Annotated in this window: 13 protein-coding genes; 11 read left to right on the plus strand and 2 right to left on the minus strand. The window is 74.4% G+C overall.

Annotation, left to right across the window (positions count from 1 at the left end; all coding sequences use genetic code 11):
• Window positions 1-89: 89 nt before the first annotated feature.
• Together ACL02O_RS14310 and ACL02O_RS14315 are read right to left on the minus strand one after the other, a co-directional pair.
• A complete protein-coding gene (locus ACL02O_RS14310; RefSeq protein WP_412818540.1) occupies window positions 90-3,419 on the minus strand; it encodes a S8 family serine peptidase in 3,330 nt (1,109 codons plus the stop codon).
• Window positions 3,420-3,573: 154 nt separating this feature from the next.
• Window positions 3,574-4,314 (minus strand): prepilin peptidase, encoded by a 741-nt coding sequence (locus ACL02O_RS14315; protein ID WP_412818594.1) that lies wholly within the window; start codon window positions 4,312-4,314, stop codon window positions 3,574-3,576.
• 735 nt (window positions 4,315-5,049) lie between these two features.
• Between ACL02O_RS14315 and ACL02O_RS14320 the strand changes: the two genes are divergently transcribed.
• The 11 genes from ACL02O_RS14320 to ACL02O_RS14370 are packed head-to-tail and all read left to right on the plus strand — an operon-like array spanning window position 5,050 to window position 12,896.
• A complete protein-coding gene (locus tag ACL02O_RS14320) occupies window positions 5,050-5,511 on the plus strand; it encodes a hypothetical protein (RefSeq protein WP_412818595.1) in 462 nt (153 codons plus the stop codon).
• The gene (locus tag ACL02O_RS14325) at window positions 5,505-6,446 is read left to right on the plus strand and encodes a hypothetical protein (RefSeq protein WP_412818541.1); all 942 of its coding nucleotides are present in this window, start codon (window positions 5,505-5,507) and stop codon (window positions 6,444-6,446) included. The genes ACL02O_RS14320 and ACL02O_RS14325 overlap by 7 nt, the downstream gene beginning before the upstream one ends.
• A gap of 55 nt (window positions 6,447-6,501) precedes the next feature.
• Window positions 6,502-7,161, plus strand: coding sequence for an SAF domain-containing protein (locus ACL02O_RS14330; RefSeq protein WP_412818542.1), 660 nt, complete (start codon window positions 6,502-6,504; stop codon window positions 7,159-7,161).
• Window positions 7,161-7,994: a ParA family protein gene (locus ACL02O_RS14335; protein WP_412818543.1), complete on the plus strand. Its 834-nt coding sequence runs from the start codon at window positions 7,161-7,163 to the stop codon at window positions 7,992-7,994. Before ACL02O_RS14330 ends, ACL02O_RS14335 begins: the two co-directional genes overlap by 1 nt.
• Entirely contained in the window at window positions 7,984-9,516 is a 1,533-nt protein-coding gene (locus tag ACL02O_RS14340) for a CpaF family protein (RefSeq protein WP_412818544.1), read from the plus strand. Before ACL02O_RS14335 ends, ACL02O_RS14340 begins: the two co-directional genes overlap by 11 nt.
• A gap of 3 nt (window positions 9,517-9,519) precedes the next feature.
• A complete protein-coding gene (locus ACL02O_RS14345; protein WP_412818545.1) occupies window positions 9,520-10,419 on the plus strand; it encodes a type II secretion system F family protein in 900 nt (299 codons plus the stop codon).
• A gap of 2 nt (window positions 10,420-10,421) precedes the next feature.
• Window positions 10,422-11,285 (plus strand): type II secretion system F family protein, encoded by an 864-nt coding sequence (locus ACL02O_RS14350; protein WP_412818596.1) that lies wholly within the window; start codon window positions 10,422-10,424, stop codon window positions 11,283-11,285.
• Window positions 11,286-11,308: 23 nt separating this feature from the next.
• Complete coding sequence (locus tag ACL02O_RS14355; RefSeq protein ID WP_412818546.1) at window positions 11,309-11,503, plus strand: hypothetical protein; 195 nt, start codon at window positions 11,309-11,311, stop codon at window positions 11,501-11,503.
• Between the two features lie 9 nt (window positions 11,504-11,512).
• On the plus strand, window positions 11,513-12,004 hold the full coding sequence (locus ACL02O_RS14360; RefSeq protein WP_412818547.1) for a TadE family protein: 492 nt from the start codon (window positions 11,513-11,515) through the stop codon (window positions 12,002-12,004).
• A complete protein-coding gene (locus tag ACL02O_RS14365; RefSeq protein ID WP_412818548.1) occupies window positions 12,001-12,468 on the plus strand; it encodes a TadE/TadG family type IV pilus assembly protein in 468 nt (155 codons plus the stop codon). The genes ACL02O_RS14360 and ACL02O_RS14365 overlap by 4 nt, the downstream gene beginning before the upstream one ends.
• A complete protein-coding gene (locus tag ACL02O_RS14370; protein ID WP_412818549.1) occupies window positions 12,465-12,896 on the plus strand; it encodes a hypothetical protein in 432 nt (143 codons plus the stop codon). The genes ACL02O_RS14365 and ACL02O_RS14370 overlap by 4 nt, the downstream gene beginning before the upstream one ends.
• The last annotated feature ends 8 nt before the right edge of the window (window positions 12,897-12,904 follow it).

The raw sequence follows: 12,904 nt of genomic DNA on the forward strand, positions 1-12,904 counted from the left end.
TCGCCGTGCTGGCCAAGGAGCGCGACCGGCTGCGCTGGCACCGGTGACCCGGACGCGGCGCCGGTGGGCGCCGCGTCCGGGTCCCGCCCTCAGTACCGGTAGGCGCGGATGATGGTCTGCTTGACCGTGTTACCGCTGGTGTCCGTCGCGGCGGCCCGCAGCGAGACGAAGCCGGTGCCGGCCGGGTTGCGCACCCAGGCGACCGCCTTCTCGCCGGACCGCCGAACGGTCAGCTGCTGCCAGGTCTTGCCGTCGTCGAAGGACGCCTCGACGCTCAAGGTGCTGGTCTCGCCCGGCGCCGCGCCGACCTGACGATCGAGCGAGACCGGGATCGCGAACAGCCGGCCCGCCGGCGCCCGGTTGTCGATGTCGAGCTCCGGGGTGTACCGGATTGCCGTCATCGGCAGCTTGACCAGCTCGCCGTCGCTCACGTGCCCGGACTTGAAGGTCCACTCCGCGTCGACCAGCGTCGACAGGGTGAATGCCGGGTCGCTGCGGAAGGTCGCGGTCAGCCGGTAGTCACCCGTCTCCGCCGGCACCTGCCACGACCAGGGCGCCTGGTTCGCGTCGCCGACCTTGACCCCGTTGCGGTAGAGGTTCACCTGCACGCTGCCGCCACGAGCGAACCGGAAGCCCATGTGCCCGGTGCCGTCGCCGTGCAGCGGCCCCGGCCCGCCCATCGTGTCGCCCCAGTAGCGGGTGGCGAACTGCTGGCCGAAGTTCGGCTCCGGGAAGACCGGCCCGGCCACCGCGTTGGCCCACTTCACGTCGTACGTGCGCCCGGGCTGGAAGCTGGTCCACGCCGACTGGTAGTACGTGTACCCCGACTGGGCCGAGGTCGACTGCCACACCGCCTGCTTGTCCTGGTTGTAGTACTCGGTGATGGTGCTCGGCACGTCGTAGGTGAAGCTCGGCGGGGCCACGCGCTCGGTGCGGTAGACCGGCGAGTTGCCGGGTGCGTGCGCGACCGCGGTCCGCGAGACCGGCACCCCGGCCACGTCCGCGCTGATCTGGGAGCGGACCCTGGCGAAGTCGCCGACGCGCAGCGTGCGGGTCAACCCGGTCATCATCTTCTCGGGCTCGTAGAGGTAGACCCGGTAGACGTACGGGCTGTTGTGCAGGCTGCCGTCCTGGTCCACCTGACCCCAGATCCCGTTGACGTAGGAGACGAAGCCGGGCGTCGTACCGACCCCGATCTGCGCGGTCCGCAGGTGGTCGAGGGGGAAGTTCATCAGCGCGCTGAACGGGTCGTTGCTGCCCCAGATCTGCGGCTCCTCGGTCCGGATCGTCCAGCCGGACTCCTGCCAGACCGCGGTGGCATCCGGGTTCGGCACCGACACCGCGATCGGCTTGGCCAGGCGGGTGTCAACGGTCAGCGCCTGGTCCGCGGTCAGGTCGAGGCTCGGGCGCACCAGCGTGGTGATGTCCGACAGGTCGCCGCTCAGCATGTAGGTCTGGACCAGGTAGCGGCCCGCGCGGAGTCGGTAGCTGGTGACGGTGGGGTCGCCGAGCACCAGGACGGTCTGCCGGTCCAGGTCGGTCAGGACGGTCACCCAGCCCTGTTCGGGCGTGGGCGCTCCGCCGTCCGGCCCGACGAGCTTGAGAGTCAACTGGTGGCGGGCGACATCGAGCGCGACCGGGGTCTGCACCTGCGCGCCGCCGCCGGCGGCAATCACCTCACCGCCGAAGTAGCGGTCGGGCAGGTCGGTACCGGCCTGCACGTTGACGGTCACGGTGGCCGTGCCGCCGGCCGGGACGGTCACCGAGGAGGCGCTGAGGCTGAACAGGCCGGCCGGCGCCGGAGCGCCGTCGGCGTCCTTGGCGTCGAGGGTGACAGCCAGGGTGAGGGCGGAGGAGCTGTTGTTCGCGTACGTGACCGTGCGCTGCTGCGCAGCGGTGGTCCGCTCGAACGCGACGCTGACCGGGCTCGCGGTGACGGGCTGCTGGATCGCCCGGGCGACGTTGAGGAAGCCCGCGCCCTGCTCGTAGACGCCGATGGCGTCGCTCGGCTGCGCGGCCGCCATCAGCGTGGCCTTGATCCGCTCAGGCGTCCAGTCCGGGTGCTGCTGGCTCAGGATCGCCGCCGCGCCGGCCACGTGCGGAGTCGCCATCGAGGTGCCGGAGAGGCTGGTGTACTGCGGGTTCTCGGCGTTCGGCCACAGGTCGGAGGTCGAGCTGCGGGCGGCGACGATGCCCACGCCGGGCGCGGTGATGTCCGGCTTGATGCCGGCGTCGCCGGTGCGCGGTCCCCGGCTTGAGAACTCGGCCAGCTCACCCGTCTTGGTCACGGCGCCCACGGTCAGCGCCTCCTCCACGTCACCCGGCGAGTTCACCGTGGACTCGCCGGCCATGCCGTCGTTGCCGGCGGCGACGACGAAGAGCACGCCGTAGCGGTGGGTGAGGTCGGCCAGGGTCGCCTCGATCGGGTCGGTCTCCGGGGTGTCCGGGCCGCCGAGGCTCATGTTGGCGACCTTGACGCCCTGCTCCGCCGCCCAGGTCATGCCGGCCAGGATCGCCGACTCCGGGCAGCCCACTTCGGTGCAGACCTTGGCGCTGTAGAGGGTCGCGCCGGGTGCCATGCCCTTGTAACGGCCCTGCGAGGCGGCCGCGCTCCCGGCGATGGTGGAGGCGACGTGGGTGCCGTGGCCGACCCGGTCGAGGGTGTCCGGGTCGGCGGTGAAGTTCTCCGCGGCGGCGACGTGGCCGGCCAGGTCGGGGTGGGTCTGGTCGACGCCGGTGTCAATCACGCCGACCTTCACCCCCGTGCCCGTCCAGCCCGCCTGCCAGGCCTGCGGCGCGCCGGTCATCGGGACGCTGACGTCGAGGGTGGGGTGGCGCAGCCCGTCGAGCCAGACCTTGTCGAACCCGGCCTGCAGTTGCCGCTCGGTGCCGTTGCCGGCGGAAGTGAGGTTGTTCCAGAAGGACACCGCCTCCGCGCGGCTCTCCGCGACGGCACGCATCCCGGAGAGCTCCCGGGTGGTCCGGGCGCCGGCGAGGCCGGCGGGGGCGGCGCCGCTGTGCTGGACGATGAGCGGCAGGGTGGCCCGGGTGTCGTCGTAGCCGAAGTCGATCAGCATCGAGATGTCGAAGAGCCGCTCGTCGAGCTTGCCCTGGTTGAGCAGGCCGACGGCGTCGGCGGGGATGACCCGCACGTCCTCGCCGGCGCTGTCGGTGATGAACGGGATCCGCTCCCGTCCCTTGCCCGGTACGACGTCGACAGTCGTGTGGCCGTCCCTGGTGCCGACGTGAACGGTGTCGCCGGTGAGCAGAGTGACCGTCCGGGGCTTGGACGCGGCTGCGGGTATGGTCGCCGGCTCTGCGGCGCGGGGCTGCGCCGACGCCGGCGAACCGCCCGGTGCCACCGCCGAGACGCCCAGCACCAGCAGTGCCAGCGCCGATATCTTGCGAACTGGTCTCATCATTCTCCCTGGATGAACGCGAGAGGTATCCGGGTGCTCCGGACGTGACCGGCGGGTGAAAGTTCATCCCGAGTGACCTGGATCACTGCTGCCGAGCCGATGTGGGGCCCGGACGCCTGCCCGGCTGGACCGCGCCGGGCGGGGCTACGGGAACCTAGGGCCGGGCGAGGAGGAGGGTGAGGGCGGTGGCCAGGATGAGGAACGGGCCGAAGGGAAGGTGACTGGACCAGCGGACCCGGCGGGCCGCCAGCAGGGCCAGCCCGGCCGACGCGGCGAGGGCGAGGCTCAGCACCAGCCCGGTGACCAGCACCGGCCAGCCGTACCAGCCGAGCAGCGCACCGACGCCGAGCGCCAGCTTCGCGTCGCCGAGCCCGAACCCGCGCCGGCCGAGCAGCAGCGTGGTCGCCGCGAAGCCCGCGCCGAGCAGCAGCCCGGCGACGGTGGCGCGCACCCAGGGCGCCGGGCCGGCCCCGGTCAGCGCCGCCACGCCGAGCAGCGCCCAGGTGCCGGCCGCCGCCGGCCAGGTGAGGCGGTCCGGCAACCGGTGCACCGCCGCGTCGACCAGGGCCGACGGCACCGCCCAGGCCAACCACCAGGCCGCCGCCGCCTGCCCGGCGACCGGCCCGCCGGCCAGCAGCACCACCGCCACGGCGGCGACCAGCGCCGACTCGACCACGCCGGGCGCCGCGCCGACGCGGGCCCGGCAGGCCGGGCAGCGGGCCGCCGGCCCGAGCGCCGGCAGCGGCCGGTCCAGGCCGATCGGCGCGCCGCAGCGGTCGCACCCGGTCCGGTCCGGCGACCCCGGGGGTACGGCGTAGCGGGCGACCGCCAGCCGGACCGGGGGTACGACCGCCAGGGCGGCCAGCAGCCGGGCGAGGGGGCGGCCGGTGGTGATCTCCGGAGGAGTGCCGTGGACCCGTCCGGCGGTCACGTCGGCTCCCTCGGGCCGTCGCACACCGTTCCACTCTGGAGCACGGAGAGTGATGCTGGCTGGCTCGACGTGTGACGGATGGCGCGGAAAACGGCGCGCCGGGGGAAGTTGCCGAGGGGTCGGCAGCGGGGGTGCGACCCCTGTCGACCGGCACGGATCCCGAGGGGACGGATCGGACCAGAGGCATCGATGCCGCACATTCCGCCGCCGCCTGCGGTCCGCGCGGTGCGCCGGATCGCCCGGCAGGCCGCGAGCACTCCTGCCGCCGGTTCCGCCGGCTTTCTCACGCGGGTCGCCGTCCGGACACCCATCGGCCACCACCACCTGTCATCACCGAGCGTGTTCGGATGAATTGCCTCTGTTGCATCGGCGGGCGTCAGCCTATGCTCGCCCCTTGGGTACGACGCAACCCCCCATCAATTGGCGTCGGAGGCCATCCGGAGACAACAGGTTTCGAATCGGTTAAAGATCTGTACAGGTAAATGCAGCGGTAGCCAGACGGGGCCCGGCAGGACACTTCCGGGTGCGCTTCCGCCTGCCCGGAGCACGCCCACGCAGCCGCTCCGGGTCGCCACCGAGGAGGGCGCGGCGTTGCGAACACGGCATTCCCGCCGATGGACAATCTTCCTGCTCAGCCTGGCTCTGCTGGGCGTGGCCACCACCGGGTGCGGTGCCGACCCGGAGGCGGCGGCCGGCCCGTTGGCCGGGCACGACGTCGCGCCGGCCGCGCATTCCACAGCCAACGAAGACGCGGCCGGAAAGGCCGCCCTCGCCGCCTATTCCGGTTATCTCGAGGCGTCCCGGCAGGCGAGCGAGCGCAGCGATCCGGCACATCCCGCACTCGCCCGATTCCTGGCGGATCCACTGCTTACCCGGGTACGCGTGGCAATTCGCGACGCGAAGGAGCACGGCGCGATGCGTACCGGAAAACTGGTTTCCGACCCCGCTGTCGTGTCGGTCGACCTGTCCGCCGACCCGCCCGCCGTGCAGATCCAGGACTGCCTGGACGCCACCGGCTACCGCCTCGTCTACGCCAAGGACCGTCGGGTCGTCCCCGGCACCCACGGCGGCCGGTACCTGGCGACCGCCACCGCGACCCGCTACCCCGACGGCCGGTGGCTGGTCAACACCGGCGCCACACATCAGGACCAGCCGTGCTGACCTGGGGAGGAAGGGGTGTCCCGGCCCGACCGACCCGGGCCGGGACGCCCCGCCGGCTGCTGCTCGCCGCCGGTCTGGCGCTGCTGCTGCCCCTGACCGGGGCCCCGGCGCACGCGGCCGGACCGGGCGGGGACTGCCCGCCCGGGCAGAACGACTGCAACGTCTGGGACGACGAGCCCGGCCTCCCTGGGGGGCCCGGCGGCGGGGACACCGGCGGCGGGAACCCCGGTGGTGGTGGCGCCGCGAAGTGCCAGTGGAACGGCCGGGTCATCCCCTGCTACGACGACCTGCTCGGCTGGTTCGACAACGGCGACGGCTGCTACTACAAGCTGGCCGAGCCACAGCCGGAGGCCCCCGACGGCAAGCAGTGGTACGTCCGTACCTGCAACGGCGGTGACCTGGGTGACCAGACCGTGGTCCTGCTCGACGCGCCGCCACCCGGCTACGGCGATCCGCCCGACCTGGAGGAACTGGCCCGCCGCGCGCTCGCCTCGATCTCACTGTTGCCGCCCCGGATCGCGGTCGCGCCCCGGCGGAGCAACGGACCGGGCCTGGTTGGTCTACCGGTCTGGATGTGGGCCAGCTCGGGGCCCTCCTACTTCGGGCCGCTGACCGCGTCTGCCTCGGACCGCGGGCTGACCGTGCGGATCACCGCCCGGGTGCAGCGGATCGTCTGGACCATGGGCGACGGCGCGAAAGTCACCTGCACCGGGCCGGGCACGCCGTACGACGCCGACGGACCCCGCGCCGGGAGGCCCTCCCCCGACTGCGGCTACGACCAGGGCTACGCCCGGGCCGGCGCGTATCAGGTCAGCGCCACCACCCACTGGACCGTGCACTGGTCCGGTGGGGGCGAGAGCGGCGACATCGCACAGAGCCGGGTCAGTGGAACGGTGCCCGTAGAGATCAACGAACTCCAGGTGGTGACACGGTGAGCGCGAGGAGTGAGCCGGGCCTGCGAGCCCCGCAGTCGCGAACGGAGGTGGCGCCGTGAGTGTGGCGACGCGGAATGGGACCCCGTCGGACGCGCCGGTGGCGCCCCCGCGGGTGGTCCGGCAACGGCGGATACGTCCCGGCCTGCTGGGCCTGGCGGTGCTGCTCATCGCCGTCGGCGGTCTCGGCGCTGCCTTCGCGGTCACCTCGGTCCGGTCGACCGGGAGCTACCTGGCGGTGGCCCGGCCGGTCGACGTGGGCGAGCAGCTCACCACCGATGACCTGGTCACGGTCCGGCTCTCCGGCGGGCGGGAGCTGCGCCCGGTGCCGGCCGGCCGGCTGAAGGAGGTGCTGGGCCTGCGCGCCGCCGTCCGGCTGACCCCGGGCACGCTGCTGACCCGGGGCCAGCTCACCGACGCCCCGCTGCTCGGGCCCGGCCAGCAGCAGATCGCGCTCGGGCTCAAGCCGGCCCGGGTGCCCGCCCGTACGCTCCATCCGGGCGACCGGGTCCTGCTGGTCAGCACCCCGGACCGGCAGGCCGACGGCAGCGCCGCCACCGGCGGCGGTACCCGGTTCGAGGGCACCGTCATCGACAGCGCCGCGCCGGAGAACGACGACGTGGTGGTCTACCTGGCGCTGGCCGTCCGCGACGTGCCGGCGGTGGTGGCGCTGGCCGCGGACGACCGGGTCGCGCTCGTGCTCACCGGGGCGGCCTGATGGCGATCATCGCCCTGGTCTCCGCGAAGGGTTCCCCCGGTGTCACCACCGCCGCGCTGGCCGCCGCGCTGAGCTGGCACCGGCGGCTGGTGCTGGCCGAGTGCGACCCGGCGGGCGGCTCGATCCTCGCCGGCTACCTGGGCGGGGCGCTCGACGGCCCCCGGGGCATCGGTGAGCTGGCCGTCGGGGAGCTGCGTGACGGCAACCTGGAGACCGCCTTCTGGTCCCAGCTGGTCGACCTGGACGCGCCGAAGCGGGAGCGGCTGCTGCTGCCGGGCGTGGTCGACCCCGCCCAGGCCGGCAGCGTCACCCCGCTCTGGCAGCGGTTCGCCGACTTCTTCACCGGACTGGAGCGGGGCGTCCCCCCGTACGACGTGCTGGTCGACTGTGGCCGGCTGCCGGTGGGTGGTCCACCGTGGCCGGTGCTGCGGGCCGCCGCGGTGGTGCTGCTGGTCACCCGCGCCCACCTGCCCGACCTGTCGGCCACCCGGTCGACGATCCGGGCGATCGAGCGGGACTTCACCGAGCACCGGGTGCCCGCCGGCACGCTGCGGCTGCTGGTGGTCGGCGACGGTCACGCCAACAGCGAGATCAGCAGGGCGCTGCGGCTGCCGGTGATCGCCCGGCTGCCGCACGACCCGCGTGCCGCGGAGGTGCTCACCCTCGGCGGCACCGTGCGCTCCGGACGGCCGCTGATGCGCGCGGCCGGCGCCCTGGAGGTGCCGGTCCGCTCGCTGCTGGACCGGCGGCGGGCCCGGCTGGCCTGGCCGGCGGCCGGGCAGCCGCGGGCGGTGACCGCGCCGGCCGCGCCGGGGGTGGCCGGTGCGGTTTGAACCCGTCTTTCACGACCCGCGCGGGCAGCAGCCCGGCGCCACCTCCACCGTGCCGCCGCTGGCCCCGCCGAACGGCCGTCATCACCCGTCCGGGCCGGCCCCGCTGCCCGCCGCGCCGCCGACGCCCGCGCCGCCCCGGCCCCGGTTCGACTTCGCGGTGGTCCGCGAGCTGCGCCGGGAGCTGAGCGAGCGGCTGACCCACTGGCAGCGCGGCCGGGAGTTCGACGCGGACGCGGAGGAGGTCGAGCGGGCCCGGCTGGCCGTCACGATCGTCTCCGCGTACGCGGACTCGGTGCGCCGGGCCGGCACGCCGATGCCGGCCGACGAGGAACGGCTGCTGCTCGACCAGGTGACCGCCGAGCTGGTGGGCCTGGGTCGGCTCCAGACGCTGCTGGTCGACGACAGCATCGAGGAGGTGCACATCCTCGGCTGCGACCAGGTGCGCATCACCCGGCACGGCGGCGGCGTGGACTGGGCCGAGCCGATCGCCGACAGCGACGACGAGCTGGTGGAGATCCTCCAGGCGGCGGCCCGCCGGGCGGGGGCCACCGAGCGGTCGCTGTCCACCTCGAAGCCCACGCTGGACCTGCAACTGCCCGACGGCAGCCGGCTCGCCGCGGTGTTCCTGGTCAGCCGCCGCCCGTACGCGGTGATCCGCAAGCACAACACCCTGGCGGTGAGCCTGGAGGACATCGCCGGCGGCCGGCCCGACCTGGACGAGATGATCGACCCGCTGCTGCGCGACTTCCTCCGCGCGGCGCTGCGGGCCGGGCTGAACATCATGGTCGCCGGGCTGGCCGGGGCCGGGAAGACCACGGTCGTCCGGGCGCTGATGGACGAGATCCCGGCGGACGAGCCGTACGTGCTGCTGGAGGAGAGCCGGGAGCTGCTGCCCGCCCGCAACGGGCACAAGCACCGGGCGGTGATGAGCTTCGAGGCCCGCGAGGGGCACGGCGAACGCGGGCTGGACGGCCGCCCGGCCGGGGAGGTGAGCATCGCCGACCTGATCCCGGTCTCGCTGCGGATGGGCGTGCTGCGGATCATCGTCGGCGAGGTCCGGTCCCGGGAGATCGTGCCGATGCTCCAGGCGATGACCACCAGCCGCGGGTCGATGTGCACCATCCACGCCCGTACCCCGGCGGGGGTGAGCGAGCGGATCATCGAGCTGGCCCTCTCCCACGGCCGGGAGATGACGGTCGACCAGGCCCGCCGGATGGCGGGCAACGCGCTCGACCTGATCGTCTACGTCACGGTGGAGGACGAGACCGCGATCGGCGGGCGCAGGCACCGCTTCGTGTCGCACGTCGAGGAGGTCGTCGGCGTCGGCGAGGGCAACCGGATCACCACCACCACCGTCTTCGGGCCGGGCCCGGACGGCCGGGCCGTGCCCCGGCACCTGCCCGAGCGGATCCGGGAGCAACTGCTGCGGGTCGGCTACGACGCCCGGCTGCTGACCCGCTTCATCGAGGCCGGCACCGGCGCCTGGCGCCGGCCCCGGCACTCCCGGCTCGGACGGCGGTAGCTCATGGCCACCATCGAACTCGTCGCCCTGGCCTCGGGGGCGGCCTGCGTGGCCGGCCTGGTGCTGGCCGTGGTCGCGCTGGTCGGCACCCGCCGGCTGCCCGGCCGGGCCCCCGGTGCGGGGCCGGGCCTGCGCCGGCTGTGGACCGGGCCCGGGACGAGCGCCCGCGAGCAGCACCGGCACCAGCTGCTGCTGGGCGGCGCGGTGGTCGCCGGTGCGGTGGCCTTCCTGCTGACCGGGCTGCCGGTGGTCGGGGGGCTGGTGGCGCTGGCCGTGCCCGGGGTGCCGTGGCTGTTCGCGGTCGGCCGGGCCGAGCAGCGGGCCATCGCCCGGATCGAGGCGGTCGGCGAGTGGACCCGCCGGCTGAAGGACATCTGCGGCACCGGCCAGGGCCTCCAGCAGGCCATCATCGGCACCATCGCGACCGCGCCGGAGGAGATCCAGGAGGAGGTACGCACCCTGGCCGCCCGGTTGCAGGCCGGCTGGCTGGCGAAGTCCGCCCTGCTCGCGTTCGCCGACGAGATCGGCGACCCGGTCTGCGACCAGGTGGTGGCGGCGCTGATCCTGCACCTGACCGACCGGGGCGAGCGGTTGGGCGACGTGCTCGGCTCGATCGCCGCCGCCGCGTCCGCCGAGGTGGCGACCCGGCGGGAGGTCGAGGCGAAACGGACCCAGCCCCGGTTCGCGGTCCGCTTCCTCACCGGGATGACCCTGGCCGCGCTGGCGTACGGGCTGGTCAACCGCGAGTACGTGCGACCGTACGGGACGCCGTTCGGGCAGCTGGTGATGGCGGTGCTCGGGGCCGCGTTCGTCGGGCTGCTGGTCTGGGTGCGTTCGATGAGCCAGCCGCCCCGGCCGGCGCGTTTCCTGCCGGCCCCCGACCCGGAGGACGCGGCCGCGTGAGCGTGGTCGTCAACTGGCAGCTTGCCGTCGCCGTGCTCGGCGGTTCGGCCGTCGGCCTCGGTCTCTTCCTGGTGGTCCGCGAGGGGCTGCCGGCCACCCCGGCCCTCGGCCCGGCGCTGCGCCGGCTGCACCAGCCGCCCGGCCGGGTGGCCGGCACCGCCAGCGGACCGGACTGGCTGGCGGGCCTGTCCCGCTGGCTGCGCCCGCCGCACCGCCAGCTCGCCCTGCTCGACCGGACCCCCGAGCAGTACGCGCTGTCGGTGCTGCTCTCGGCGCTGATCGGGTTCGCCACCCCGGCCGTGCTGTCGGCCGTGCTGTTCGCCGGCGGGGTGTCGCTGCCGCTGGTCGTACCGGTGCTGGGGAGCCTGGGGCTGGCGTTCCTCGCCGGGCTGGTCGCGCACCGGGACGTGCTGGCCAGGGCCGACGCGGCGCGGGACGAGTTCCGCCAGGCCGTCTGCACCTACCTGGATCTGGTGGCGTTGCAGCTCTCCGCGGCGCACGGGCCGGTGCAGTCGCTGGAGCGCGCGGCAGCGGTCTGCGACGGCTGGGTCTTCGAGCGGATCCGCGAGGCGCTGCGGATCGCCCAGCTCCAGATGCACTCGCCCTGGGACGAGTTGCAGTTGCTGGCCGACCGGATCGGCATCCCGGAGCTGGGCGACGTGGGCGCGATCATGCGCTCCTCCGGCAGCGAGGGCGCCCAGGTGCACGAGACCCTGCGCAGCCGAGCCGACTCGCTGCGCGACCAGATCCGTACCGACAACCTGGCGCGGGCCGAGGGGGTCACCAGCCGGCTGGACATCCCCGGCTCGATGTTGGTGTTCGTCCTGCTCGGCTTCGCCGTCTATCCGTTCCTCGCCCGTCTGTGAACCCACCCCGAGAAGGAGCCGACATGCACCTGGTCACCTACCTGCACGCCGCGCTCGCCGCGCGCCTGACCGAACTGCGCCACGAGGCGGAACGCGGCGACAGCCCGGTCCCCACCGCCGTGATCATCTTCGGCCTGGTGGCCGCGGCGATCGCGGTCACCGGACTGGTCATGGCGCGGGCGACCAACTGGATGGAAAGCGTCCCGACCGCCCCCTGACGGCCGACGATGCGACGGGCACCGGGCAGCGGCGCGGGCCGGGCGGCGGTTGCTGGCCGGCCGTGCCGGCCTGCCCGCGGCCTCCGTCGGGCGGTCGCGGCCGTCCGGCGAAGGCTGACCGAGAGCGGTACGGAGCGGGGGGCGAATCCGGTGGAGCTGGCGGTGGTGATGCCGGCGATTCTGGTGCTGCTCTTCGGGTCGATCCAGCTCGCGGCGGTGTTCGTCGCCCGCTCCACGGCGCTGCACGCGGCGGAGAGCGGGGTCGACGCGCAGCGCGTCCTGGCAGCGCCGCCGGGCGCGGGCGAGGCGCGCGCCCGGCGTTTCCTCCGGGCTACCGGCGACTGGCTGGTCGGCTGGGACGAGCGCGGGCCCCGCTGCACGACCACCGCCACCGAGGTGACCTGCACGGTCACCGGCCGGTCCCTGTCGGTCGTCCCGGGGGTCAGCTTCCCGGTCCGGCAGACCGCGCACGGCACCGTCGAACGCTGGACGACGGGGTGAGGCCGGTGCGGGAGCGGGGATCCGTGTCGATCGAGGTGGCGGTGCTGGCCCCGGCCTTCATCGCGCTGATGGTGCTGGCCGGCGTGGTGGGGCGGACCGCGGTCGCCGACGAGGCGGTGGAGTCCGCCGCGCACGACGCCGCCCGGGCCGCCTCGATCGCCCGGGACGCGGCGACCGGCCGGGCGGCGGCGACGGACGCGGCCCGGCGGCGGTTCGACTGGCGGGGACTGAGCTGTGCGGGGGCACCGGCGCTCGCGTTCAGCGGCACCGTGCGGGGCGCGGAGACCAGCTTCGCGGCGGCGTACCGGAGCGCCCCGGGCGTGCCGGCGACGGTGACCGTCCGGGTGACCTGCCGGGTTTCCTTCGCCGACCTGCGGGCGCCGGGGCTGCCCGGGGTGCCTGGCTCGCACACCGTGTCGGCGACCTTCACCTCGCCGCTGGACAGCTACCGGAGCCGGCGATGAGCGGGTGGACGGGCCGGGAGAGCGGCCGGGTCAGCCTCTTCCTCGCCGCCGCGCTGGCGGGCGTCCTCATGATCATCGGAATGGCGTACGACACCGCCGGCCAGTTGCGGTCGGTGCAGCGCGCCGACGACCTCGCCGCCGAGGCGGCCCGCAGCGGTGGCCAGGTCATCGACCGCGCGCGGGCCATCGAGGGCGGCCCGAAGGTGATCGACGAGGCGGGCGCCCGGGTCGCCGTCGCGGACTACCTGCGCGCGGCCGGCGGGGTGCGCGGCCACGACGTCAGCTTCCCGGTGGTCGGCGGCGAGAAGCAGATCCGGGTACGCGTCCGCATCACCTACCGCCGGGAACTGCTCGGCCTGTTCGGCTTCCGGAACACCGTCACCGTCAGCGGTGAGGCCACCGCACGGGCCCTCACCGGGGCCCCGTAGGAAGGGAA

It is taken from the genome of Micromonospora mangrovicola (assembly GCF_047200535.1).
Taxonomy (GTDB): Bacteria; Actinomycetota; Actinomycetes; order Mycobacteriales; family Micromonosporaceae; genus Micromonospora.